This window comes from Marmoricola sp. OAE513, from assembly GCF_040546585.1.
Lineage (GTDB): Bacteria > Actinomycetota > Actinomycetes > Propionibacteriales > Nocardioidaceae > Marmoricola.
Map to the genome: position 1 here is coordinate 54,522 of NZ_JBEPOC010000001.1, position 23,794 is coordinate 78,315.

At 70.2% G+C, this 23,794-nt stretch carries 28 protein-coding genes; 11 read left to right on the forward strand and 17 right to left on the reverse strand.

Annotation, left to right across the window (positions count from 1 at the left end; all coding sequences use genetic code 11):
• Positions 1 to 23 precede the first annotated feature (23 nt).
• The 5 genes from ABIE44_RS00275 to ABIE44_RS00295 are packed head-to-tail and all read left to right on the forward strand — an operon-like array spanning position 24 to position 4,827.
• Positions 24 to 782: an enoyl-CoA hydratase family protein gene (locus tag ABIE44_RS00275; RefSeq protein ID WP_209713732.1), complete on the forward strand. Its 759-nt coding sequence runs from the start codon at positions 24 to 26 to the stop codon at positions 780 to 782.
• Positions 779 to 1,681 carry a CoA transferase subunit A gene (locus ABIE44_RS00280; protein ID WP_354437708.1) on the forward strand — a complete coding sequence of 301 codons (903 nt, stop codon included), beginning with the start codon at positions 779 to 781 and terminating at the stop codon, positions 1,679 to 1,681. The genes ABIE44_RS00275 and ABIE44_RS00280 overlap by 4 nt, the downstream gene beginning before the upstream one ends.
• Positions 1,678 to 2,481, forward strand: coding sequence for a CoA-transferase subunit beta (locus tag ABIE44_RS00285; protein WP_354437709.1), 804 nt, complete (start codon positions 1,678 to 1,680; stop codon positions 2,479 to 2,481). Before ABIE44_RS00280 ends, ABIE44_RS00285 begins: the two co-directional genes overlap by 4 nt.
• A complete protein-coding gene (locus ABIE44_RS00290; protein WP_209713730.1) occupies positions 2,478 to 3,545 on the forward strand; it encodes an NAD(P)H-dependent flavin oxidoreductase in 1,068 nt (355 codons plus the stop codon). Before ABIE44_RS00285 ends, ABIE44_RS00290 begins: the two co-directional genes overlap by 4 nt.
• A 28-nt stretch (positions 3,546 to 3,573) precedes the next feature.
• The gene (locus ABIE44_RS00295; protein ID WP_209713728.1) at positions 3,574 to 4,827 is read left to right on the forward strand and encodes a lipase family protein; all 1,254 of its coding nucleotides are present in this window, start codon (positions 3,574 to 3,576) and stop codon (positions 4,825 to 4,827) included.
• Positions 4,828 to 4,850: 23 nt separating this feature from the next.
• Here ABIE44_RS00295 and ABIE44_RS00300 read toward each other — a convergent pair whose 3' ends face one another.
• The 8 genes from ABIE44_RS00300 to ABIE44_RS00335 form a co-directional block, all read right to left on the reverse strand.
• Positions 4,851 to 5,186, reverse strand: a complete 336-nt coding sequence (locus ABIE44_RS00300; RefSeq protein WP_209713726.1) for a hypothetical protein — start codon at positions 5,184 to 5,186, stop codon at positions 4,851 to 4,853.
• 74 nt (positions 5,187 to 5,260) lie between these two features.
• Positions 5,261 to 5,605 carry a hypothetical protein gene (locus tag ABIE44_RS00305; RefSeq protein WP_209713724.1) on the reverse strand — a complete coding sequence of 115 codons (345 nt, stop codon included), beginning with the start codon at positions 5,603 to 5,605 and terminating at the stop codon, positions 5,261 to 5,263.
• A gap of 11 nt (positions 5,606 to 5,616) precedes the next feature.
• A complete protein-coding gene (locus ABIE44_RS00310; RefSeq protein WP_209713722.1) occupies positions 5,617 to 6,003 on the reverse strand; it encodes a hypothetical protein in 387 nt (128 codons plus the stop codon).
• Positions 5,976 to 7,001, reverse strand: a complete 1,026-nt coding sequence (locus ABIE44_RS00315) for a GNAT family N-acetyltransferase (RefSeq protein ID WP_209713720.1) — start codon at positions 6,999 to 7,001, stop codon at positions 5,976 to 5,978. Before ABIE44_RS00315 ends, ABIE44_RS00310 begins: the two co-directional genes overlap by 28 nt.
• A gap of 42 nt (positions 7,002 to 7,043) precedes the next feature.
• Complete coding sequence (locus ABIE44_RS00320; protein WP_209713718.1) at positions 7,044 to 8,216, reverse strand: acetyl-CoA C-acetyltransferase; 1,173 nt, start codon at positions 8,214 to 8,216, stop codon at positions 7,044 to 7,046.
• Positions 8,209 to 8,838: a TetR/AcrR family transcriptional regulator gene (locus ABIE44_RS00325; protein ID WP_354437710.1), complete on the reverse strand. Its 630-nt coding sequence runs from the start codon at positions 8,836 to 8,838 to the stop codon at positions 8,209 to 8,211. The genes ABIE44_RS00320 and ABIE44_RS00325 overlap by 8 nt, the downstream gene beginning before the upstream one ends.
• Positions 8,816 to 9,634, reverse strand: a complete 819-nt coding sequence (locus ABIE44_RS00330) for an SDR family oxidoreductase (protein WP_209713716.1) — start codon at positions 9,632 to 9,634, stop codon at positions 8,816 to 8,818. Before ABIE44_RS00330 ends, ABIE44_RS00325 begins: the two co-directional genes overlap by 23 nt.
• Positions 9,631 to 10,818, reverse strand: a complete 1,188-nt coding sequence (locus tag ABIE44_RS00335; protein WP_209713714.1) for an acyl-CoA dehydrogenase family protein — start codon at positions 10,816 to 10,818, stop codon at positions 9,631 to 9,633. Before ABIE44_RS00335 ends, ABIE44_RS00330 begins: the two co-directional genes overlap by 4 nt.
• 86 nt (positions 10,819 to 10,904) lie before the next feature.
• Between ABIE44_RS00335 and ABIE44_RS00340 the strand changes: the two genes are divergently transcribed.
• Genes ABIE44_RS00340 through ABIE44_RS00355 form a run of 4 tightly spaced genes read left to right on the forward strand, consistent with a single transcriptional unit; the run spans position 10,905 to position 15,380 of the window.
• On the forward strand, positions 10,905 to 12,443 hold the full coding sequence (locus ABIE44_RS00340) for a FadD3 family acyl-CoA ligase (RefSeq protein ID WP_209713712.1): 1,539 nt from the start codon (positions 10,905 to 10,907) through the stop codon (positions 12,441 to 12,443).
• Positions 12,443 to 13,600 carry an acyl-CoA dehydrogenase family protein gene (locus ABIE44_RS00345; protein WP_209713710.1) on the forward strand — a complete coding sequence of 386 codons (1,158 nt, stop codon included), beginning with the start codon at positions 12,443 to 12,445 and terminating at the stop codon, positions 13,598 to 13,600. The genes ABIE44_RS00340 and ABIE44_RS00345 overlap by 1 nt, the downstream gene beginning before the upstream one ends.
• Positions 13,597 to 14,472, forward strand: coding sequence for an acyl-CoA dehydrogenase family protein (locus ABIE44_RS00350; RefSeq protein WP_209713708.1), 876 nt, complete (start codon positions 13,597 to 13,599; stop codon positions 14,470 to 14,472). Before ABIE44_RS00345 ends, ABIE44_RS00350 begins: the two co-directional genes overlap by 4 nt.
• Positions 14,472 to 15,380: an acyl-CoA dehydrogenase family protein gene (locus tag ABIE44_RS00355; protein WP_209713706.1), complete on the forward strand. Its 909-nt coding sequence runs from the start codon at positions 14,472 to 14,474 to the stop codon at positions 15,378 to 15,380. Before ABIE44_RS00350 ends, ABIE44_RS00355 begins: the two co-directional genes overlap by 1 nt.
• Before the next feature lie 4 nt (positions 15,381 to 15,384).
• Here the strand turns inward: ABIE44_RS00355 and ABIE44_RS00360 are convergent, their stop codons facing one another.
• The 4 genes from ABIE44_RS00360 to ABIE44_RS00375 all read right to left on the reverse strand — a co-directional run bounded on the left by ABIE44_RS00360 (position 15,385) and on the right by ABIE44_RS00375 (position 17,132).
• Complete coding sequence (locus ABIE44_RS00360) at positions 15,385 to 15,609, reverse strand: three-helix bundle dimerization domain-containing protein (protein ID WP_209713704.1); 225 nt, start codon at positions 15,607 to 15,609, stop codon at positions 15,385 to 15,387.
• A gap of 101 nt (positions 15,610 to 15,710) precedes the next feature.
• Positions 15,711 to 16,220: a 4'-phosphopantetheinyl transferase family protein gene (locus tag ABIE44_RS00365; RefSeq protein WP_209713702.1), complete on the reverse strand. Its 510-nt coding sequence runs from the start codon at positions 16,218 to 16,220 to the stop codon at positions 15,711 to 15,713.
• A gap of 16 nt (positions 16,221 to 16,236) precedes the next feature.
• Positions 16,237 to 16,470 (reverse strand): WhiB family transcriptional regulator, encoded by a 234-nt coding sequence (locus tag ABIE44_RS00370; RefSeq protein WP_209713700.1) that lies wholly within the window; start codon positions 16,468 to 16,470, stop codon positions 16,237 to 16,239.
• 92 nt (positions 16,471 to 16,562) lie between these two features.
• Entirely contained in the window at positions 16,563 to 17,132 is a 570-nt protein-coding gene (locus tag ABIE44_RS00375) for a LysR family transcriptional regulator substrate-binding protein (protein ID WP_354437711.1), read from the reverse strand.
• 68 nt (positions 17,133 to 17,200) lie between these two features.
• On the opposite strand from ABIE44_RS00375, the gene ABIE44_RS00380 reads away from it, so the two are divergent.
• Both ABIE44_RS00380 and ABIE44_RS00385 read left to right on the forward strand, forming a co-directional pair.
• Positions 17,201 to 18,280: an HpcH/HpaI aldolase/citrate lyase family protein gene (locus ABIE44_RS00380; RefSeq protein WP_209713698.1), complete on the forward strand. Its 1,080-nt coding sequence runs from the start codon at positions 17,201 to 17,203 to the stop codon at positions 18,278 to 18,280.
• Between the two features lies 1 nt (position 18,281).
• Positions 18,282 to 19,142 carry an HpcH/HpaI aldolase/citrate lyase family protein gene (locus tag ABIE44_RS00385; RefSeq protein WP_209713696.1) on the forward strand — a complete coding sequence of 287 codons (861 nt, stop codon included), beginning with the start codon at positions 18,282 to 18,284 and terminating at the stop codon, positions 19,140 to 19,142.
• On the opposite strand, the gene ABIE44_RS00390 is transcribed toward ABIE44_RS00385, so the two are convergent.
• From ABIE44_RS00390 to hsaC, 5 genes are all read right to left on the reverse strand, one after another.
• Complete coding sequence (locus ABIE44_RS00390) at positions 19,135 to 19,920, reverse strand: GNAT family N-acetyltransferase (RefSeq protein ID WP_209713695.1); 786 nt, start codon at positions 19,918 to 19,920, stop codon at positions 19,135 to 19,137. The genes ABIE44_RS00385 and ABIE44_RS00390 overlap by 8 nt on opposite strands.
• A gap of 15 nt (positions 19,921 to 19,935) precedes the next feature.
• Positions 19,936 to 20,778 (reverse strand): type IV toxin-antitoxin system AbiEi family antitoxin domain-containing protein, encoded by an 843-nt coding sequence (locus ABIE44_RS00395; RefSeq protein ID WP_209713693.1) that lies wholly within the window; start codon positions 20,776 to 20,778, stop codon positions 19,936 to 19,938.
• 55 nt (positions 20,779 to 20,833) lie between these two features.
• On the reverse strand, positions 20,834 to 21,256 hold the full coding sequence (locus ABIE44_RS00400; RefSeq protein WP_209713691.1) for a TetR/AcrR family transcriptional regulator: 423 nt from the start codon (positions 21,254 to 21,256) through the stop codon (positions 20,834 to 20,836).
• 73 nt (positions 21,257 to 21,329) lie between these two features.
• Positions 21,330 to 21,986, reverse strand: a complete 657-nt coding sequence (locus tag ABIE44_RS00405; RefSeq protein WP_354437712.1) for a flavin reductase family protein — start codon at positions 21,984 to 21,986, stop codon at positions 21,330 to 21,332.
• Positions 21,987 to 22,004: 18 nt separating this feature from the next.
• Positions 22,005 to 23,792 (reverse strand): iron-dependent extradiol dioxygenase HsaC, encoded by a 1,788-nt coding sequence (gene hsaC / locus ABIE44_RS00410; RefSeq protein ID WP_354437713.1) that lies wholly within the window; start codon positions 23,790 to 23,792, stop codon positions 22,005 to 22,007.
• Positions 23,793 to 23,794: the final 2 nt, after the last annotated feature.

The following is a 23,794-nucleotide window of genomic DNA, read 5'->3' on the forward strand; positions in this document are numbered from 1 at the left end:
CCCGGCCACAGGGAGAGGTCCCCATGTCTGCAGTCACCACCGACGTCCGTGACGACGGCATCGCCGTCATCACGATGTCCCACCCGCCGGTGAACGCGCTCACCGTCCAGGGCTGGTTCGACGTCGCGAGCGCGCTCGACGCCGCAGGCGCGGACCCGGCCGTCAAGGTCGTGGTCCTGCGCGCCGAGGGCAAGGGCTACAACGCCGGTGTGGACATCAAGGAGATGCAGAACACGACCGGGTTCGACGCTCTGATCGGTGCGAACAAAGGGTGCTACGCGGCCTTCAAGGCCGTCTACGAGTGCCCGGTGCCCGTCATCGCGGCCGTCAACGGCTTCTGCGTGGGGGGTGGGGTCGGACTGGTCGGCAACGCCGACATCGTGGTCGCCGCCGAGAACGCGTACTTCGGCGTCCCGGAGGTCAAGCAGGGGGCACTGGGCGCAGCGACGCACATGGCCCGTCTGGTCCCCCAGCAGATGATGCGCGCCCTCTACTTCACCGCCGCCACCATCCCGGCGACCGAGCTGCACCGGTTCGGGTCGGTCTACCGCCTCGCTCCCCCGGAGCAGTTGCTCGAGGTGGCGCTCGAGGTCGCGGCGAGCATCGCCGAGAAGGACGGGCGGGTCATCAGGGCCGCCAAGGAAGCGCTGAACGGCATCGAGCCGGTCGACGTGAACAAGAGCTACCGGTTCGAGCAGGGGTTCACCTTCGAGCTCAACCTCGCCGGTGTCAGTGATGAGCTTCGCGATGACTTCGCGGGAACGGACAAGGCAAAGAAGTGAGCAAGCCCCGCGACAAGCAGATGACGATCGACGAGGTCGTCGCCCAGCTCTCCGACGGCATGACCATCGGCATCGGCGGGTGGGGCCCGCGGCGCAAGCCGATGGCCCTGGTCCGCGCCATCCTCCGGTCCGACCTGAAGGACCTCACCATCGTCTCCTGGGGCGGCGCCGACGTCGGTCTTCTCGCCCGGGCCGGCAAGATCCGCAAGCTGGTCTACGCCTTCGTCTCGCTGGACTCGATCCCTCTGGAGCCGAACTTCCAGCGCGCCCGCCAGAACGGCACCATCCCCGAGATCGTCGAGCTCGACGAGGGCATGTTCCAGACCGGCCTGTACGCCGCGGCGCAGCGCCTGCCCTTCCTGCCGATGCGGGCCGGGCTCGGTTCCGACGTGCTGGTCAACAACGCCTGGATCAAGACCGTCGCGTCGCCGTACGCCGACGAGAACGGCGACTTCGAGGAGCTGACGGCGGTGCCGGCGCTCAAGCTCGACGTCGCGCTGGTGCACATGAACCGCGCCGACGCGCACGGCAACGCGACCTACCTGGGTCCGGACCCGTACTTCGACGACCTGTTCGTCCAGGCCGCAGACCAGGCCTTCGTGAGCGTCGAGCAGATCGTCGACACCGCAGGCCTGACCATCGACACCCCGGTCCAGCGGCTGCTGATCAGCCGGATGATGGTCGACGGCGTCGTCGAGACGCCGAACGGTGCGCACTTCACCGTGTGCACGCCGGACTACGAGCGCGACGAGAAGTTCCAGAAGGCGTACGCCGCCGCGGCCGGCGGGTCCGACGAGGACTGGGCCGCGTTCGAGGAGCGGTTCCTGTCCGGCGACGAAGACGCGTACCAGGCCGCAGTTGCCGCATTCCGTGCCGAGCTCGAGGGAGCGACCAAGTGAACGACGTCTCGACAGGCTCGACGAACGGCGCCTCCCGCGCAGAGGTCTGCGCAGCAGCGGTGGCCGACGCGTTCAAGGACGACGGCGAGATCTTCGCCAGCCCGATGGGCACGATGCCGATGATCGGTGTCCGGCTCGCCAAGCTGACCTCGAACCCCGACCTGGTGATCTCGGACGGCGAGTCGCTCTTCCTGGGCGGCACTCCCCCGATCTTCGCGAAGGCCGACGTGGTCGAGGGCTGGATCCCGTTCCGGCGCGTCTTCGACGTCGTGGCGTACGGCAAGCGGCACGTCATGATGGGAGCGACCCAGGTCGACAAACACGGCAACCAGAACATCTCCGCCATCGGTGATTTCGCGCAGCCGAAGCGCCAGCTGCTCGGGTCGCGCGGCGCCCCCGGCAACACGGTGAACAACCGGACGTCGTACTGGGTGCCGAAGCACAGCACCCGCGTGTTCGTGGAGAACGTCGACATCGTCTCCGGCGTCGGGCCCGCGCGCGCCAAGGCGGCCGGGCCGGGGGCGTCGAAGTACAACGACATCCACCGGATCGTCTCGAACCTCGGCGTCTTCGACGTGAAGGGCGCCGAGGACACCGTGCGGCTGATCAGCCTGCACCCGGGCGTCACGGTCGAGGAGGTCGTGGAGAACACGGGCTTCGAGCTCGAGGTTCCCGCGGAAATCCCCGTCACCCGCGAGCCCACCGAGACCGAGCTGATGATCATCCGCAACGTGCTCGACCCGAAGAACTTCCGGGACCGCGAAGTCCCGCCGGTGGTGGCCCAGAAGGACGAGTCATGACCGACCAGCTTCTCCGCACCCCGCTGACCGAGCTCGCGGGCATCAAGCACCCGGTCGTGCAGACCGGCATGGGCTGGGTCGCCGGCCCGCGCCTGGTCTCCGGCACCGCGAACGCCGGCGGCCTCGGCATCCTCGCCTCGGCCACGATGACGCACGAGGAGCTCGAGAAGGCGATCGTCGAGGTGAAGGGTCGGACCGACAAGCCGTTCGGCGTGAACCTGCGTGCCGACGCCGCCGACGCCCCGGCCCGCTGCGACCTGCTCATCGAGTACGGCGTGAAGGTCGCCTCGTTCGCGCTGGCCCCCAAGCCTGAGCTGATCGCCAAGCTCAAGGAGCACGACATCGTCGTGATCCCGAGCATCGGCGCGCCCAAGCACGCCAAGAAGGTCGCTTCCTGGGGCGCCGACGCCGTGATGATCCAGGGCGGCGAGGGTGGTGGCCACACCGGCAGCGTCCCGACCACCCTGCTGCTCCCCACCGTGCTCGACGCCGTCGACATCCCGGTGATCGCCGCGGGCGGCTTCTTCGACGGTCGTGGTCTCGCCGCAGCACTCTCCTACGGCGCCGCCGGAATCGGCATGGGCACCCGCTTCCTGCTGACCAAGGACTCGACCGTCCCGGACGCCGTCAAGCAGCGGTACCTGGATGCGGACCTCAACGGCACCGTGGTGACCGCGAAGGTCGACGGCATGCCGCACCGGATGCTGCGGACCGACCTGGTCGACTCCGTCGAGGAGTCCAGCGCCCTGAAGCGACTCGGTCCGACGGCCCGGCGCACCCTGGCGTTCAAGAGGATGAGCGGCATGTCCTGGGTCGGCTTGATCAAGGACGGCCAGGCCATGAAGCACGGTTCCGACCGGTCCTGGGCGCAGATGGTGCTGGCGGCGAACACCCCGATGATGCTCAAGGCAGGCCTGGTCGAGGGCGACCCGGACGCCGGCATCCTCGCCTCGGGTCAGGTCGTCGGCGTGATCGAGGACCTGCCGACCTGCGCGGAGCTCATCGAGCGGGTCGTCACGCAGGCGGCCGCTGAGCTGAAGCGCACCCAGGGATATTTCGCCTGAGCCCTTCGGGAACTGGCAGGATCGGAGCGTGACCGAGGACAGCGTCGTCGACCGCGCCATCCGCTTCGCCCTGACCGCCGTCGGGGCGCGCAAACTGGAGACGAAGCCGAGCGACCCGTTCTACGACCGGCCCGACGATGTCCCGGCCACCCCTGGCTCGCTGATCCGTGCCGAGCCCGGCAGGTTCTACATCGACCCGTTCAAGCTGGTTCCCGCACCGGCCCGGGTCGAGCGGATCATGTTCACGACCTCCGACCGGCTCGGCCGCTCGATCCCGGTGACCGGCACCGTGCTGACCCCGACACGGCCACGGACCAAGCGCGACGACCGCGGCCTGGTCGTCTTCGCCGTCGGCACCCAGGGCATGGGGACCCAGTGCGCCCCGTCGCGCCAGATGGCGGCCGGGCGCGAGTACGAATCCATCTTCATCACGGGTCTGCTGGCGCGCGGCTACAACGTCGTCGTCCCGGACTACCAGGGCCTCGGCGTGGACGGCACCCACACCTACATGTCGCGCCAGGTGCAGGGGCACGTGGTCCTCGACGCCCTGCGCGCGGCGCAGCAGCTCGACAACCCCGACATCCCGGTCAGCGGTCCGACCGCCATCGCCGGGTACTCCCAGGGCGGCGGCGCGGCCGCGTCAGCCGCCGAGCTCTGGCACGAGTACGCCCCCGAGCTCGACGTGAAAGGCGCCGTCTGCGGGGCCGTCCCGGCTGACTTCCCGCTGGTCGCCGCGATGCTCGACGGGAGCCCCTACTTCGCGTTCCTCGGCTACGCGCTGGTCGGGCTGTCGAGCGACTACGGGATCGACCTCGGTCCGCTGCTCAGCGAACGGGGGCACGAGGTCGCCGCCGCACTGACCCACCAGTGCATGTTCGAGTCGCTGCGCCGCTACGCGTTCACCCGCTCGAGCACCCTGACCGCCGACGGGCGCTCGATCGGCTCGATGCTCCGGGAGGAGCCCTTCGCGACGATCGTCGCCGAGCAGAAGCTGGGTGACGGCCGGTACCCGCGGATGGAGGCGCTGGTCTCCCACAGCCACCTCGACGACGTGGTGCCGTTCGAGTGCGGCCGAGGACTCGCCGAGCGCTGGGCCGGACAGGGCGCGCGGGTGAGGCTGTCGGCTAACTACGCGCCGACCCACGCAGCCGCAGCACTCACGTCCTACTCGACCGCGTTCGCCTTCCTCAACGGCCGGTTCGCGAACAAGCCGATGCGGGCGAACACCAAGCGGTACCTGCACAGCCTGGTCGAACCCGCCGGCCTGCCCGCAGCGGACTGAGGGCGGGCCGAGCGGGCGGCCGCTCACTGGACCTTGACGTTGCCTTCGGCACACTTGGCGATGTCACCCTGAAGGCTGGTCATCGCCTTGTTGTCGCCCTTGTCACCCCGGAACTTGTCCTTGCCCTCGACGAGGGCACGGATGGCCTCGTTCGAGAGCTTGGAGTCGACGATCGCCTCGGCGATGCAGTCGATGCCCTTGTCGGTCAGCAGGTTGCTGGTGGACCCGAGGACCTCGGCAGCCTTGCCACCCTTCAAGCTCTTCGCGACCTCGTCGGCCGAGGGACGCTCACCGTCGCCACAGGCCGCCGTGAGCAGGAGGGCCGCAGTCGCTGCAGCCACGCCGATCTTCCGCACCATGAGAGAACTCCTTCATGGACCGAGCGCGTCCCGGTCCGAAGCGGAGTCTGGCACAGCCCACTTCCCGGGTGCTGCTACCCGGACGGAGCCGCCTTGCAGGCCTCGATCTGCCGGGTGCTGAGCTCGGTGAGCACGGTCGCCTCGGCATCGGTCGCGACGTACTTCTGATCGCCGTCCACGAGCGCCTCCAGACCCTTGTCGGTGAGGTCCGAGGAGACCAGCGCTCTCGCGATGCAGGAGTAGACCTTCGTGCCGAGATCCGCGGCACCGAGGTTGAACAAGTCGTTGCCGGTCTGCAGCCTCTCGGTCACCTCTGCGACCGAGAGCCGTCCGTCCGGCTCCTCGCCGCACGCACTCGCCAGCAGCAGCGCGAGGGCCAGCAGGGTGCTGGGCAGGATTCTGGGCAGGATTCTGGGCACCTTCTGGTCTCCTAGGACGTCGGGGACGGCGTGCGGAGCTCATCGATCAAGCAGGCGCTGACCTTCCCGATCAGGCCCTTCACGACGGTGGCGTCGGCATCGGACGGCGCGTAGCTGCCCGGGTTCGCGATCGCCTGACGCAGACCGTCGTTGGAGACCTTCGAGGCCTCCAGGATCGACGCGATGCAGATCGCCTGCTTCTTGGTGTAGGGCTTCCCGTCCGCCTGCTCAGCCTTCTGCAGGGCGGTGGCGAGGTCCTTCACGCTCGGGCGCACACCGGAGTTCGGGTCGGCCGCCTTCGAGGTCGCCGGCTTCTTGGCCTCGGGTTCGTCCTCACCCCCGCATCCGCTGGTGAGGAGGAGGGCACCGATCAGGAGGGCTGCACCGAATCCACGCATGGGGTGAACCGTAGCCGACGCTGGAACAGCAGCTGTCGCCCGGCGACCCGGTAGCCCAGCTCCTCGTTCACGTCGATCATCGGACCGTTCGACTCGGCGTTCTCGGTGCCGACCCACCGCAGCTGCGGCTCGACGTCGCGCAACCAGAGCGCCATCGAGCTCTTCAGCAGCAGGCCCAGGCGTCTGCCCCGGTGTTCCGGGACGACGGCGGTGTCGTGCTGGTCCGCCCAGGTCGGGTCCTCGCTGTCGACCGAGACCGCCGTGTGACCGACCATCTCGCCGTCCGCGGTGCTCGCCACCACCCGGTAGAGCCGTCGACCGGCCTCGACCTGCGCGCTCTCGTAGGCCCGCACTCGATCGACGTCGTAGAGCTCGTCCTCGTACTCCAGACCGTCGCGCGGCGCGTCGTTGATGGCGGCGGTGACGCGTACGAGGTCCGGGAGCAGGTCGGCCGGGGTGCGACCCGTGAACCGGACCAGGTGGTAGCCGCCGGCACGAGCGGTCGCCGCGTCGCGCACGGAGCGCAGGTGCGCGTCCTGGTCGGCCGTGCCGGTGAGCTCGAGCAGGCGTCGGATCTCGGTGCTCTCCAGCTCGAACCCAGCCGCTGCGGCGAATCTGCGAGCAGCGTCGCTCTCCCAGCCGTACAGCACGATCAGCGGCCGACCGATGGCCAGGCAGCGGTCGAGGACCAGCGCGAGCGCGGCACGGCCGTGCCCGCGTCGGCGCACCTCCGGCAGGACGACGAGCTCCACCCAGGCCAGCTCGCGGTTGTCGCGGTCGCTGACGAAGATCGCCGCGGTCCCCACCACCCTCCCGTCGGCGCGCAGCAGGTAGTGCTCCCCCGGCTCGCCGTCGAAGCCGTGGCGCATCTCGGCCCGGATCCTGGTGATCGTCGGCGCCTGTTCCCACGGCGCGTCGACAGCTCGGGCCGCCTCAGCGGCACCGACGTACGCCGAGACCGCCTCGAGGTCGTCCGGGTCGCAGAAGAACAGCTCCACCTGGGCAGTGTGCCCGAGCGGACCTGGTCGTCCGTACTGGTTTCAGGCGTGGTCGAGGCGCTCGATGATCGTCACGTTGGCCTGGCCGCCGCCCTCGCACATCGTCTGCAGCGCGTAGCGACCGCCGGTGCGCTCGAGCTCGTTGAGCAGCGTGGCCATGATGCGGGTACCGGTCGCGCCGATCGGGTGACCCAGTGCGATGCCCCCACCGTTGACGTTGACCTTCTCCAGCGGGACCTCGAGCTCCTTGGCCCAGGCGAGCACGACCGAGGCGAACGCCTCGTTGCACTCGAACAGGTCGATGTCGTCGATGGTCAGACCAGTCTTCTCCAGCGCGTGTCGGGTCGCCCGGATCGGACCGGTGAGCATCCAGATCGGGTCGTCGCCCTTGACGCTGAGGTGGTGGATCCGGGCGCGCGGGGTCAGGCCGTGCTCCTGGACGGCCGCCTCGGAGGCGATCAGCAGCGCCGACGCGCCGTCGCAGATCTGGCTGGCGACACCGGCGGTGATCCGTCCGTTCGGGGCCAGCGGCTCGAGACCGGCCATCTTCTCCAGGGAGGTCTCGCGCGGGCACTCGTCGGTCGTGAACACGGTCCCGTCGGCCAGCGTCACCGGCGCGATCTCGTTGTCGAACCGGCCCTCGGCGATGGCGGCCTTCGCCCGGTTGTGCGAGGCGAGAGCGAACTCCTCCATCTCCTCACGACTGATGCCCCACTTCTCGGCGATCATCTCGGCGGAGTTGAACTGCGAGACCTCGACGTCGCCGTACCGGTCGTTCCAGCCCGGCGACTCGGCGAACGGCGTGGTGAACCCGTACTGGTCCGCGACCAGCATCGCGGCGGAGATCGGGATGGCCGACATGTTCTGGAGACCTCCGGCGACGACCAGGTCCTGGGTGCCGGACATGACGCCCTGCGCGGCGAAGTGCACCGCCTGCTGGGAGGAGCCGCACTGCCGGTCGATGGTGACGCCCGGGACGTGGTCGGGCAGGCCGGCGACCAGCCACGCGGTGCGGGCGACGTCGCCGGCCTGCGACCCGATGGTGTCGCAGCAGCCCATGATCACGTCGTCGACGGCACCGGCGTCGATGCCGGTGCGCTCCACGAGCGCCTTCAGCACGTGCGCGCCCAGGTCGGCGGAGTGCATCGCGGCCAGCGAGCCGCGGCGCTTGCCGACCGGGGTCCGGACGGCGTCGATGATGTAGGCCTCAGGCATGAGGAGATCCCTTCGCTATTCCTTCGAGGAGGATGGTGAGGTATTGGTCGGCCACGTCGGCCGGGGTCAGGGTGCCGCCGGGTCGGTACCACCGCACGGCCACCCAGACGGTGTCGCGCAGGAACCGGTAGACCAGGGCGACGTCGAGGTCCGCACGCAGCTCGCCGCTGGCGACACCCGCCTCGAGCAGCCCGGTCCACAGGGTGCGGAACTTCCGGTTCCGCTCGATCAGGTAGTCGAACCGGTCGAACGTCGCGAGGTACAGCGCGTCGCTCTGGAAGATCGCCACCTCGTTGCGGTGCTCGCCGATCGCCTCGAAGGAGGCCTGGACGACGGCGACCAGCTTCTCCTTCGGGGTCCGGTCGCTGGCCTCGATGGCGTCGTACTGCTTCCAGAGCTCGGTCTGGAAGGTGTCGAGCAGCTCGTCGACCATCGACTCCTTGGAGTCGAAGTGGTGGTAGAGGCTCCCCGAGAGGATGCCGGCAGCGTCCGCGATGTCGCGGACGGTGGTGTTCTTGAAACCGCGCTCGGCGAAGAGCCCCGCTGCGATGGCGAGGAGCTCGTCGCGCCGCGTCCCGGTGATCGAGCTCAGTCGAGATTCAGGCGTGCTGGCTGCTGACACTGATCACCTCACCGGTCAGGTACGACGAGTAGTCGCTGGCCAGGAAGACCATCACGTTGGCGACCTCCCACGGCTCGGCCGCGCGGCCGAACGCCTCGCGCTGCTTCAGCTCGTGCAGCAGCTCGTCCGAGGTCACCTTGGCCAGGAACGGGTGCATCGCGAGGCTCGGCGAGACGGCGTTGATCCGGACGCCGTGCGGCGCGACGTCCAGCGCGGCGCATCGGGTCAGTGCCATCACCCCGGCCTTGGCTGCGGCGTAGTGGGCCTGACCCTCCTGCGCGCGCCAGCCGATCACGCTGGCGTTGTTCACGATGACGCCCTTCGTCCCGTTCGCGATCATCCGGTTCGATGCGGCGCGCACGCTGCGGAAGGTGCCGGTCAGGGTGATGTCGAGGACCTTGCTCCACTGGTCGTCGGTCATCTCCAGGACGCTGGCGGTACCACCGAGGCCCGCGTTGTTGATCATCACGTCGACCCCGCCCACGGTGTCGGCCAGATCGAGGAGGGCGGTAATGTCCTCCTCCTTGGTCACGTCGACGACGGCCGAGAGCACGCGCTCGGCGCCGAACTCGGTCGCCAGCGCCTCGTGCGCCTCGGCGACCCGGCGCTCGTGGGTGTCGGAGAGGACCACCGTCTTGGCCCCCTCCTCCAGGGCACGCCGGGTGATCGACGCTCCGATACCCGCGCCGGCCGCAGCGGTGACGACGACGACCTTGTCCTTCAGCAGGCCGTGACCCGGGACGTAGTCAGGGGTGGGCTGCTCGGGTCGCAGTGTCGTCGAAGTCTGGTCGGTCATCGGGTCTCCCTGGGTAGGCCGAGCACGCGCTCGGAGAGGATGTTGCGCTGGACCTCGTCGGACCCGCCGTAGATCGTGTCGGCGCGGGTGAAGAGGAAGAGTCGTTGCCACTCGTCGAGGTCGTAGCTCGACGGCGACGGCCCCGCCGCGAGCGCCTCGGTGCCGCGGACGAGCATGGCGATCTCGCCGAGGGTGCGGTGCCAGGTGGCCCACAGCAGCTTCGCGATGCTCGCGGACCCTGCGGACTGCGCCTCGGCGTTGTTCTGCGCCAGCGTGCGCAGGGCGTTCAGCCGGATCACCTCGAGCTCGACGGTGGCGCGGGCCAGCCGGTCGCGGACGATCGGGTCGTCGAAGGTGCCGTTGGCCCGCGCGGCCTCGACCAGGCCGGCCAGCTCGCGCTGGAAGCCGACCTGCTGCCCCAGGGTGGAGACGCCGCGCTCGAAGCCGAGCAGGCCCATCGCCACGCCCCAGCCCTGGCCGGGCTCACCGACGACGAGGTCGGCCGCCGTCCGCGCCCCGGTGAAGAAGACCTCGTTGAACTCGGCCCCGCCGGTGAGCTGCTCGATCCCCCGGATCTCGATGCCGTCCTGGTCCAGCGGCATCAGCAGGAAGCTCAGGCCCTGGTGACGCTTGGAGCCGGGCTCGGTGCGGGCGAGGACGAAGATCCAGTCGGCGAACTGGGCCAGCGAGGTCCAGACCTTCTGGCCGTCCACCACCCACTCGTCCCCCTCCAGGCGCGCCTTGGTGGCGATGTTCGCGAGGTCGGAGCCGGCGTTCGGCTCGGAGTAGCCCTGGCACCACAGCGTCTCGACCGAGCGCATTCCGGGTAGGAAGCGGTCCTTCTGCTCGGGGGTGCCGAAGTGGATCAGCGTCGGCCCGATCAGCTCCTCGCCGAAGTGGTTGACCCGGGCGGGCGCGTTGGCGCGGGCGTACTCCTCGTGGAAGATCACCTGCTGCATCAGGGAGAGTCCGCGGCCGCCGTACTCGGTCGGCCAGCCGATGCAGGTCCACCGGTGCTCGGCCAGGTGCCGGTCCCACGCGAGCCGCTCGTCGTGCGCCTCGAGGTCCTTCCCGGAGCCACCGAGCCCCTTGAGCGCGGCGAAGTCCCCGACCAGGTGGTCGTTCAGCCATGTGCGGACCTCGGTCCGGAAGGCCTTGTCCTCGCTCGAGTCCGTCAGGTCCACTGGATGCTCACTCTCCGGGGGTGCGTTTCCTGTAGGGTAGCCTACCAAGCACTTGCTTGGTTTCGAGTCCGACTGTGGAGGATGCCGTGGCGCTCACCCTGCCTGCTGCGTTGCGCGACGCCGCCAGCACGTACGGCGAGCACCCCGCCGTGGTCGACGGGGACCGCTCGCTGAGCTTCGCCGCGCTGCTCGAGGACGTCCGGGCGGTCGCAGCTGGCTACCTCGCCCACGGGATGGCCCCCGGCGACCGGGTCTGCATCTGGGGACCGAACAGCATCGACTGGCTGGTGGCAGGCCTGGCCGTCTCGTACGCCGGCGGCACGCTGGTGCCGGTCAACTCGCGGTACACCGGGCACGAGGTCGCCGACATCGTCGACCGCACCGGCGCCACCCTCGTCCTCGTCGCGAACGGGTTCCTCGGGCGCGACCAGGTCGCCGAGCTCCGGGCCGCGAGCAACCTGGAGGCCGTTCGCGCGGTCCTGGAGCTGACCGACCTCGAGGCGGTCCGTGCCGCCGGGGCCGCCGAGCTCGCCGCTGCGGACGCCCGCGCCGACGCGGTCTCCCCCGACGACGTCGCGGACATCTTGTTCACCTCCGGGACCACCGGCCGGGCCAAGGGCGCCATGAGCGCCCACCGGCAGACGATCGCGGTCTCGCGGTCGTGGGCCGAGATCGGCGGCGTCACCAGCGAGGACCGCTACCTGGTGGTCAACCCCTTCTTCCACTCCTTCGGTTACAAGATCGGCATCGTGGTCGGGCTGCTCACCGGCGCCACCCTCTACCCGGTCGCCACCTTCGACCTCGACGAGACGATGGCGACCATCCAGCGCGAGCGGATCACGGTGCTGCCCGGCGCGCCGACGATCTTCACCTCCCTGCTCGGTGCCGAGCACCGCGCCGACTACGACCTGTCCTCCCTGCGGCTCTCGATCACCGGTGCTGCGGTCGTCCCGGTGGTGCTGATCGAGCGGATGCGAGCCGCCGCCCCTGAGGGTCTCGCGATCGACAACGTCTACACCGCCTTCGGGATGACCGAGGCCGTCGTCGTCACGATGTGCCGCGAGGGTGACGCCGACGACCTGGTCGCGAACACCTGCGGGCGGGCCATCCCCGGAGCCGAGGTCCGGATCGCGACCGTCGGCACGAACGAGGCCGTCCCTGCGGGCGAGGAGGGCGAGCTGCTGGTGCGCGGCGACATCGTCATGCTCGGCTACCTCGACGACCCGGCGGCGACCGCCGAGGCGATCGACGCCGACGGGTGGCTGCACACCGGCGACATCGGCAAGGTCGACGAGGCCGGCAACCTGCGCATCACCGACCGGCTCAAGGACATGTACATCTCCGGTGGTTTCAACGTCTACCCGGCCGAGGTCGAGCAGGCGCTCGCCCGGATGGACGGGGTCGCCGACGTCGCGGTGATCGGCGTACCGGACGAGCGGATGGGTGAGATCGGCAAGGCGATCGTCGTCCGCAGCCCCGGCAGCGGGATCACCGAGGCCGACGTGATCGGGTTCGCCCGCGAGCGCCTGGCCAACTACAAGACCCCCCGCCTCGTCTCCTTCACCGACGCGCTGCCGCGCAACCCGTCGGGCAAGGTGCTCAAGAACGACCTCAGGGAGAACTGATGGATCTGACGCTGTCCGAGTCCGAGCTGGCCTTCCAGGCCGAGGTGCGCTCGTGGCTGGCCGCCAACGTGCCCGCCGAGCCGCTGCCCTCGATGGACACCGAGGCCGGCTGGGCCCTGCACCAGGAGTGGGAGGCCAAGCTCGCTGCCGAACGGCTCTCGGTCGTCTCCTGGCCCCGGGAGGTCGGGGGGCGCGAGGCGTCGCTGATCGAGTGGGTCATCTTCGAGGAGGAGTACTACCGCGCCGGAGCTCCCGGGCGGGTCTCCCAGAACGGCATCTTCCTGCTCGCGCCGATCATCTTCGACCACGGCACCCCCGAGCAGCAGGCGCGCTTCCTGCCGAGCATGGCGACCGGCGAGAAGATCTGGGCCCAGGCCTGGTCCGAGCCCGAAGCGGGCTCCGACCTCGCCTCGATCCGGTCGACCGCCGTCCGCGACGACGAGCGCGGCGGCTGGATCCTCAACGGTCAGAAGACCTGGTCCTCGCGGGCCACCTACGCACACTGGGGCTTCGGCCTGTTCCGCAGCGACCCGGACAGCGCGAAGCACGCGGGCCTGACCTACTACCTGTTCCCGCTCGACGCCGAGGGCATCACCGTCCGCGCGATCGCCCAGCTCGACGGCGAGGCCGGCTTCGCGGAGATCTTCTTCGACGACGTCTTCGTCCCGGACGCCGACGTGCTCGGTGCTCCCGGGGACGGATGGCGGGTCGCGATGAGCACGGCCGGCAACGAGCGCGGTCTCTCGCTGCGCTCCCCCGGTCGGTTCTGCGCCGCGGCCGACCGGCTCGTGGAGCTCTGGAAGCTGAACGGTGCCGACGCCCCGCAGTCGCGCGACGCGGTCGTGGACGCGTGGATCGGTGCGCAGGCCTACCGCCTGTTCACCTGGGGCACGGTCACGCGGCTGGCCGACGGCGGCGAGATGGGCGCGGCCGGCTCCGTCAACAAGGTGTTCTGGAGCGAGCTGGACATCGCGCTGCACGAGACCGGCCTCGACCTGCTCGGCGCCGACGCTGAGCTGCTCGAGACCCCGTGGATGGACGGGTACGTGTTCTCCCTGTCCGGTCCGATCTACGCCGGCACCAACGAGATCCAGCGCAACATCATCGCCGAGCGGATCCTCGGCCTCCCCCGCGAGCCGAAAGGTGCGGCCAAGTGAAGTTCGAGCTGACCGAGGAGCAGACCGGGTTCGCCGAGGCGATCACCGACCTGATGCGCTCCGCCGACTCCGTCGCCGTGGCCCGCTCGTGGGCCGGGGGTGACACGGCCCCCGGGGTGAAGCTGTGGGGCCGGCTGGCCGACCTGGGCCTGACGGCGCTCGTCGCTCCCGAGGAGGACGGCGGCCTCGGTGGCACGCTGGTCGACCTCGTCGTCGCGTTCGAGGTCCTGGGACACGAGCTCGCCGTGGGCCCGTGGATCGAGTCCGCCGCGCTGTCCCCGCAGACCAGCGGCGAGATGGTGACGGCCGCCGCTGCTCCGCTCGCGCCGTACGCCGCGGACGCCCAGGTGGCCCGGCTGCTGTCCGGCACCGCCGGCGCCCAGCACGCCTCCATCGACTCCACCCGGACGCTGACCGAGGTCACCGGCGGCGAGGCGTTCGGGGCCGAGGCGCTGGACCGGGCCGTGCTGGCCGCGGCAGCGCAGCTGGTCGGCGCCGGCGAGCGGGTGCTGGCCGACTCGGTGACCTACGTCAAGCAGCGCAAGCAGTTCGGGCGCGAGATCGGCTCGTACCAGGCGATCAAGCACCAGCTCGCCGACGTCCGGATCGCCCTGGACTTCGCCCGTCCGCTGGTCTTCGGCGCCGCTCTCGGCGAGGTGCCCGTCTCGGCCGCCAAGGTGTACGCCGCCGACGCCGCCTACCTCGCCGCCCGCACGGGTCTGCAGGTGCACGGCGCGATCGGTTACACCGCGGAGTTCGACCTGAGCCTGTGGCTGAACCGGATCCGCGCGCTCGTCACCGCCTGGGGAACCCCGGCGTACCACCGCGGCCGGGTGCTCGAGGCGATCACCGACCAGAAGCAGGCCGGCTGATGCACTTCGCGCGCACCGAGGAGCAGGACGAGCTCGCCGCCGCCGTCCGCGGCATGCTGAGCAAGCGGTCGGACAGCGAAGCCGTCCGTGCGGCCGTCCAGACCGAGACCGGGTACGACGCGGCGCTGTGGTCGGCGCTGGTCGAGCAGATCGGCGTTGCCGCCCTCGCCGTCCCGGAGGAGCACGACGGCTTCGGCGCCTCGCTGGTCGAGACCGCGGTCGTGCTCGAGGTGCTGGGCGAGTTCCTCACCCCTACGCCCCTGCTCGCGACCGCGCTGAGCACGGCCCAGCTGCTGCTGCACGGCTCGGACGAGGACAAGGCCGACCTCCTTCCTCGGCTCGCCGCCGGCGAGGTGCTCCCGTTCGAGCTCGGGGCCGTGGTGCTCGAGCCCACCGAGCGCACCGGGTCGATGGACCAGACGCTGCGGCTCGCGGTGACAGAGCAGGCGGCCGAGACCCCGGACGACGTCCGTGCGATCAGCACCGCCCTGGCGTCCGCTCTGCAGGTCGGCGCGATGCAACGTGCCCTCGACATGACGGTGCAGTACTCCGGCGAGCGGGTGCAGTTCGGGCGTCCCATCGGCTCCTTCCAGGCCCTGAAGCACCGGATGGCCGACATGCTGGTCCTGCTGGAGGCGTCCCGCTCGGCGAGCTGGGGCGCGACCGCGGTGGCCGCGGCGTACGTCGCGGACCCGAGCGAGGAGAACCGCGAACGGCTCATCCGGCTGGCCTCGGTCGCCGGGTCCTACTGCTCCGACGCACTCGACAAGATCGCCTCGGAGGCGGTGCAGCTGCACGGCGGCATCGCGATCACCTGGGAGCACGACGTACAGCTCGTCTTCAAGCGCGCGCACGCACTCTCGCAGCTCAACGGCCCGGCGCACCAGCACCGGGCTCGGGTGGTCTGACTCCTCAGACGGCGGTCCGCGCCGGTTTGAGTCCGGCCACGAGCTCCTCCCGGGCGAAGCGGCGGACGAGGACCGGGATGAAGTCCTGGATCTTGGCCGACGGCTCGATGTCCTGACGCCAGCGCTGGACCACCGCCGCCACCTGCTCGGGGGTGTGGCTGCCGGCGAAGTCCTGGGTGAGGTCCTCGACGACGGAGGTCATCTGCTGCTCGATACCGGGTGCGTTCACGTGCTGCTCCTCAGGGATGTTGAAGAATCACCGAACGCGGCCATTCTGAGCACCTGCAGGTGAACAGGAGGTGAACGGTCGAGTCGAGTCGCGACGGTCGGTCACTCCCCTGAGCCGCGACGCAGCGCCACCGCGGCGGCGAAGCCCAGCGGTGCGGCGATCTGCTGCAGATCGCCGTCGTACTCGGCGACGACGACCTCCTCCATCGACCGGTTCAGGCCGACGCCGTCGGCCTTGAGGATCGCCTCCTTGGAGACCCACAGCGCCACGCGCTCGGCGGTCGTGGTCGCGGTCTCCCCGGGCGCGAGCACCGTGCCTGGCCAGTCGGCCTCGATGGCCGCGACGTCCTCGACGTCGGCCCCGACGGACTCGGCCCCGGGCGCCAGCACGACGAGCAGGTGGCCCCCGGCGCGGGCGATCGAGACCGGGACCTGCTCGCCGGAGTGCACGGCCCACGGGTTGCCGTGGTCGCTACCACCGCACTCGGGGCACAGCCGGCCGCTGCGGACCGGCCCGGGGCCCAGCAGCGCCGTCAGCGCCTGCACGATCACCACGTCCGCGGGCTCGCCGGCGGACGCCCAGGTCACGTCGAAGGGGACGGCGGGGTGCACACCGCGAATCTACCGGTCAGGCGGCTGTCTTCCGGGGACGACCGCGCCCGCGCTTGCTCGCGACCACGGCACCGTCGACGAAGATCTGGCCGCCCCAGACCCCGTGCGGCTCCGCCCGCTCGGTGGCGCCGGCCAGGCACAGGTCGACCACCGGGCAGGAGGCGCAGAGCGCACGGGCCTGGTCGAGGAACGCCGGGCGCTCGGCGAAGAACAGGTCGGGGTGGGTCTGGCAGGGCAGGGAGTCGGTCATCGGTCATCCTTCAGCGTCGCGGTACCTCAACCCTCGGTTCCTGAGGTACCTGCTCGCATCGGGTGAATGCCTTAGATCGACCCTGATCCGACTCAGCGACTGCTGTTCGGTCGACGGCCGCGGACGACCCCGACGAAGTTCTGGGTGTCGACGTCGTCCCGGTCGACCAGCCAGACCAAGTTGACCGGCGACTTCTTCGCGTCCAGCACCGGCCGCGCCGTGACGTCCTTGCGGTGGTGCAACCGGGCCAGGGACATCGGGACCAGCACGTACCCGGTGCCAGCCGCCGCCGTCTCGATCGCCATCGGGAGATCGAGGTCCGGGAACTCCGCGAGGATGTCCAGCTCGTCGGCGAGGTCGCGGAGCTCGAGCTCGTCGAACGCTGCCGCAGCGTGGTCCTTGGCCACGACGGCGACCGCCGTCTCCTTGTACAGGGGGATCTGATGCACCCCGTCGACCTCGGCCCAGCCGCGCATGATCACCATGTCGAGCTCACCGTCGCGGACCAGGCGCTCGGCGTCGTCGACCTCGACCGGCACGAGGGTCAGGTGCTGCGTCTTCGTGCGTCGGTGCAGCTCGACCCAGGCGGTCTCCCACTTGCCCGGGGTCACCCCGGGGACGAAGCCGACCCGCAGGGGATCGCGGCGTGTGATGTGTTCCACGTCGGAACACTAACCGCCTGTCGGATCGGTCATACCGACCGGTAGCAGGCACTGATAACTTCCGCCCTATGCGTTCTGCCAAGGATTTCTTCGCCCCGCTCGCCGTCGGTGCCCCGGCCCCGCTCCGTGAGATCCCGGCTCGCCCGAGCCGCGCGATCCACTTCTTCGACCCGGGCAACGAGAAGATGGCCGCCAAGGTCCCCGACATGGTCGGCACCGTGGACGTCCTGCTCGGCAACCTCGAGGACGCCGTGAAGGCGGAGAACAAAGAGATCTCGCGCGCGGGTCTCGTGAAGGTGGGCCAGACGGTCGACTTCGGTCCGACCCAGTTCTGGACCCGGATCAACTCGCTGGACTCCCCCTGGGTGCTCGATGACCTCACCACCCTCGTTCCGGCGATCGGCGAGAAGCTCGACGTGATCATGGTCCCGAAGGTGCAGGGCGCCGAGGACATCCACTACGTCGACCGGATCCTCGCCCAGCTCGAGGCCAAGGCCGGCATCACCAAGCCGATCCAGGTGCACGCGATCCTGGAGACCGCGCGCGGCGTCGCCAACATCGAGGAGATCTGCGCGGCCAGCCCGCGAATGCAGGGTCTCTCGCTCGGTCCGGCCGACCTGGCGGCTGACCGCCGGATGAAGACCACCCGCGTCGGCGGCGGCCACCCGGGCTACCTGGTGCGCCAGGACCCGGAGCGCGGCGACGACGGCGTCCCGCTCTACGAGGGTGACCGCACCACCTACCAGCAGGACCTCTGGCACTACACGATCGCCCGGATGGTCGACGCCTGCGCGATGCACGGCATCTACCCGTACTACGGCCCGTTCGGCGACATCAAGGACACGGTCGCCTGCGAGGACCAGTTCCGCAACGCCTTCCTCCTCGGCTGCGTCGGTGCCTGGTCCCTGCACCCGGTGCAGATCAAGATCGCCAACAAGGTCTTCTCCCCCAGCGTCGAGGACGTCAAGCACGCCCGTCGCGTCATCGCCGCGATGGGCGACGGCACCGGCGCGGTCATGCTCGACGGGAAGATGGAGGACGACGCCTCGGTCAAGCAGTGCAAGGTGATGGTCGCGCTCGCCGAGGAGCTGGCCGCGATCGACCCCGACCTGAAGACCGCTTACGACGCGATCACGCTGGAGGACTGACATGACCGAGTTCAAGCCCCGCCGTTCCGTCCTCTACATGCCGTCCTCCAACGAGCGCGCGCTGGAGAAGGCCAAGACGATCGCCTGCGACGCGCTGATCCTCGACCTCGAGGACGCCGTGGCACCCGAGGCCAAGCCGGAGGCCCGGCTCAACGCCGCGGCCGCGGTGAAGTCCGGTGAGTACGGCAACCGCGAGCTGACCATCCGGGTCAACAGCATCGGCACCGAGTGGCACGACGAGGACATCAAGGTCGCCGCTGCTGCCGGCCCGCACGGCATCGTGGTCCCGAAGGTGAACAGCGCCGACGAGGTGCGCAGCCTGGTCGCCGCGATCGAGGCCGCCGGGGCTCCCGAGCACACCAAGCTCTGGGCGATGGTCGAGACGCCCGAGGCGATCTTCAACGTCCGCGAGCTCGCCGCCGCCTCGCCGCGCCTGGCCGTGCTGGTGATGGGCACCAACGACCTCGTCAAGGAGACGTACGCCGAGCACGTACCGGGCCGGGCTCCCCTGCTGACGGCCCTGTCGCTGTCGTTGCTGGCAGCGCGTGCTGCCGGCGTCGCGATCCTGGACGGCGTCTACAACGACGTGAAGAACCTCGACGGCTTCCTCGCCGAGTGCGAGCAGGGTCGGCAGTTCGGCTTCGACGGGAAGACCCTGATCCACCCGGGCCAGGTCGAGGGCGCCAACGAGGCGTTCGCCCCGTCCGCCCAGGCCGTCGAGGACGCCCGCGGTCTGATCGCGGCCTGGGACGCGCGCACGACCGGCGTGGTGACCTACAACAACCGGATGGTCGAGAACCTGCACGTCGAATCGGCGCAGCGCACGCTGGCGATCGCTGACGCCATCGCGGCGCTCAGCTGAACTCGGGCGTGGCCTCGATGCCGGGGACCCGGCTGACCTCGTACATGGTGTCGTCGAGGACGAAGCCGGCGCGACGGTAGAGCCGCCCGGCGTCGCTGTCCCCGTCGGCGACGATGACGAGGTCGGTGGCTCCGCGCGACCGGGCGTGCTCGGCTGCCACGGCCAGCAGGTGCCGGGTGAGTCCGCGGCGCCGGTGATCGGGGTGGGTGAGCACGCTCTGGTAGCGCGCGACCCCGTCGCCGCAGTCGGCGATGCCGAGCTCCGCGGCGAGCGCTCCGTCCGCGAAGGCGCCGAACCAGGTCACCGCACCGGTGCGCGAGACCTCGACCCGCGACCGCGTGTTGGTCTCCTCGAACTCGTCCTGGTCGGGGAACGCCAGCTGACGCATCCGGGTGGACTGCCCCCAGTCGTCCTCGGTGGTGAGCGGCCGGACCTCGTAGCCGTCGGCGAGCGGTCCCGGACCGATCGGGTCCGCCGTGACGAGAACTTCGGCAGGTTCGAGAAAAAGGGTCAGCGCGTGCCAGGCGCCGAGGTCCTCGGGAGCGGCGACCAGCCCGATCGCCCGGTGCTCCGCGTCGGGGAACTCGGCCTCGAACACGTCGAGCCAACGCTGCGGGTCGTCGACCGCATCCCGGTCGGTGACCAGCACGAAGTTGCCCCAGTAGTACGTCGGGTTGTCCGGGCTGGTGACCTGCAGGTGGTCGCCGTGGTCGACGATCTGCGCTCCGGAGAGCCGGAGGACCGCCAGGTCGGTGCGCCAGCCGAGAGGGATGTCCATGGCGGTCAACCTACGTCACCGCATCTGGCTGAGCAGGTGCCCGTGGAAGGCACGGACCAGGTGACCCGCAGCGGCTGAGGGGTCGCTCGAGCGGATCCGCTCCGGACCGATCGCGAGCAGCTGCCAGCCCACGTGCTGGCACCGGGCCACGTCCTGGGCGCTGGTCTGCCCCGCGAGGACGACGCCGAACCGGTGCACCGGCAGCGCCAGCGCACACCGCACCCCGGCGACCCGCCACCCCGGGGTCGGCGTGGGCAGCCGTGCGTGCAACCAGTGCAGGCGGAGCACCGACTCCTCGATGCCGGCGGCGCGGCCGTCGGCGATCGCGGCCAGCTCCCGCGCCTGGGCGCCGCCGGCGACCTCGGGGCCTTCCGCGGTGCGGGCGATCAGCTCCGCGTGGGTGAGGGCACCGACGCGCAGCAGACCGTCGAGCAGCGGGAGCGCCCGCTCCGGTGCCAGCTGGCGCGCGACGTCGTACGCCGTGCGCAACGGCGAGGTGAGCCGCAACCCGCCCAGCTCGGTGACCTCGTCCGGGCGCAGCGGCACCTTCGCGCCGGGGTACCGGCGTCGTCCGTCGAGGTCGAGCGGGACCGGGTCGTGCGGCCGTGCACGCAGGGCGGGCGCGCCGTGCACCCATGCCGCGGTGCGTCCGACCACGAGGTGCCGGCGGCTGGAGACCAGGGCCACGGCCTCGGCCCGGACCACCGGGGTCAGCTCGGCCGACGAGGCGACGTACACCCCGCGGACCAGCCTGGTGACCGCACCGATCCGGACCATCCGGTCGAGCGCCGACCTGCCGAGGCCGGCGCGGGCCGCACCTGCCGGGGTGAAGGGCACACCGAGGTCGAGGGCATCCATCGGCACACCTTGGCCGAACCCCCGCTGCGGCCGCCGCTGGCGTCCACAGGTTCCCTCAGGTGCCCTGGAGCGTGGCCCGGATCGCCGGAGCGAGACTGCGGACGACGGTCTCGACCGGGGCCGAGGCGACCGGTTCGACCTGCAGCACGTAGCGCATCATCGCCAGCCCGACGAGCTGGCCGCAGACCAGCTCGAGGCGCAGGGCGGACGCGTGCACGCCGGTGGCACGGGCGGCGGGATTCACCACGCTGCGGTTGAGGACCCGGTAGAAGGCCTGCCCCGCGCGGGCGCTGCTCACCGACGCGCGCACCATCCGGAGCATGCCGGACCGGGTCCGCGGGTTCTCGCAGAGACCGAGGAACGTGCGGACCAGCCGCACGCTGAAGTCGGTCTCGATGTCGTCGGCCTCGTCCGCGGTCCGCGCCTGCGCGGCCTCGGCAGCAGCGATGACCGTCGGGGAGTCGGGGAAGACCGGCATGGCTCCACCGTACCGACCGGGTCCCTTCCTGGGTCCCCTACCGGGCTCCCTCCTGGGCGTCCTACTGGGCGTCCTACTGGGGCTGGGTGTACTTCCCACCGAAGAACAGCAGCGGGTCGATCGGGCCCTCGTGGGGCTGGGCTCCGGAGCGGTCGCCGAAGCCGAGCTCCTGGACGGCGCCGATGACGATGTAGTGGTCCCCCGCCTCGACGACCTGGTGCACCGTGCAGTCGACGTACCCGAGGACGCCCTCGATCAGCGGTGCCCCGGTGGCTGCGGTCGACCAGCTCACGCCCGCGAACTTCTCGTCGCCCTTGGTCGCCATCCCGTTGGAGAGGTCGGACTGCCCGGCAGCGAGGATGTTGACGCAGAAGAATCCCGCACGACGCATCAGCGGCCAGGCGCGCGAGGTCTTCGCCGGGGAGAACATCACCAGCGGCGGGTCCAGGGAGACCGAGGAGAACGACTGGCAGGTCATGCCAACGGGCTGGCCGTCGGAGACGGAGGTGACCACGGTGACACCGCTGCAGAACAGGCCCAGCACGTCGCGGAACCGGCGCGCACGGGCGGCAGCCTCCGGGTCGTCCGGGATGGGGGTGTGCTCTCCGAGGCGCAGCTCGAAGTCCAGCTCGTTGCCGAGCCAGGACTTCACGAGCTCCTGGGACGGCCAGGTCTCCCGGGCGTTCGGGTTCATCCCTTCCGGGACTGCACTGGATCCTGGGCTCGTCACCCCCCGATTGTTCATCGTTCAGGCACTCCCGCCGAACGTGTGACCCCAGTACGAGACGGCCGTGCTCTCGCGGGCGACCCACCGGGCGTCGTCGACCTGCAGGCCCTCGGTGCCGAACTCGAAGTCGAACCCACCTGGCGACTTCACGTAGAAGGACACCATCTCGTCGTTCATGTGCCGGCCGAGCGTCGCCGACAGCGGGGCCTTGTACTTCTTGACCCGCTCCAGCGCGCGACCGACGTGGTCGAGCTCGTCGACCTCGAGCATCACGTGCACGCACTTGGACGCGTTGGGCATCGGCAGGAAGGCGAGGCTGTGGTGCCGCGGGTTCACACCGAGGAAGCGCAACCAGATCTTGGAGCCAGGCTCCTTGCCGACGAACTCGCCAGGCATGCTCATCGAGTCGCGCAGCCGGAAGCCGAGGACCTCGGTGTAGAAGCGCAGCGCCTCGACGTCATCGAGGACGGGGATGACGATGTGCCCCATCCCCTGGTCCCCGGTGACGAACTTCGCGGCGTACGGCGTGACGACCGGCCGGGACTCGTAGGTGATGCCGTGGAAGAGCTCGAAGACGTTGTCCCACGGGTCGGTGAACCGGATCAGCTCCTGGACCCGGCGCTCGGCCAGCTCCTCGGGCGTGCCTTCCTGGTAGACGACACCGGCCTCCTTGAGGTGCTGCCGGGCGTTCTCCAGCGCGACGTGGTCGGCGACCTCCCAGCCGGTGGCGTCGAGCTGGTCGACGTCGGAGGGGAAGACGACGATGCGCGCGGACACGGCGTCGATTCGGAAGTAGAGGTTCTCCGGGTTCGGGCCGCGGCCCTCGGCGACGCCGAGCACCTTGCCGGCGAAGACCTTCCAAGCCTCCAGGTCGGTGGACGCGACCCGGATGTAGCCCATGGACTTGATGTCGATGGTCACGACTTCGCCCTTTCGACGTGCGGTCGCAGGAATTCGGTGCAGACGGTCGCGAACTCGGCGGCCGCCTCGATCTGTGGCCCAGTGCCCACAATTGGGGAACACGTGCAGCCGTGCGTTCGGCATCGTCTTGAGCGCGACCAGGGCGCCGTCGAGCGGGTTCACCCGGTCCTCGCGGCCCCAGGTGAGCAGCGTCTGCTTGCGCAGCTTGTGCACCTCGCGCCAGAGCATCCCGTCCTCGGCCCACTCCGGGTTCCAGAAGGAGGCGCCCATGGAGCGCATCGCCTCCAGCGAGCCGGGCGCGGTGGCGTCGGCGAACCGCTCGGCGACGAGCTCGTCGGTGACCAGGGCCTGGTTCACCACCATGCTGGAGATGAACTTGCGCAGGGCCTCCTCGCTCGGAGCCATCGAGAAGTCCATCAGGCGCTGGACGCCCTCGGTCGGGTCGGCGTGGAACAGGTTGAGCGACAGACCGCCGGGGCCCATCAGCACCAGCCGGGCGACCCGGTCGGGGTAGGACAGCGCGAACCGCGTCGCCGTACCGCCTCCGAGGCTGTTGCCGAGCAGGTGCACCTTCTCGATCTGCAGCTCGTCGAGGAACTTGACCAGGTAGTCCGAGGAGTAGCGGAAGTAGTTCGCGTCCACCGGCGGCTTGTCGGACTGGCCGAAGCCGGGCTGGTCGACCAGCAGGGTGCGGAAGTTCTCCGCGAACCGCGGCAGCGCCGGGCCGAAGTTGCTCCACGCCGAGGCGCCCGGTCCGCCGCCGTGCAGCATCACGAACGGAAGACCGGCGCCGACGTCGGCCTTGGCCTCACCGGCCTCGTAGTAGTTCAGCGTGATGTCGCCGGCCTTCGCCGACCGGCGGACTGCTTCCTTGCTGAAATCGGTCACGG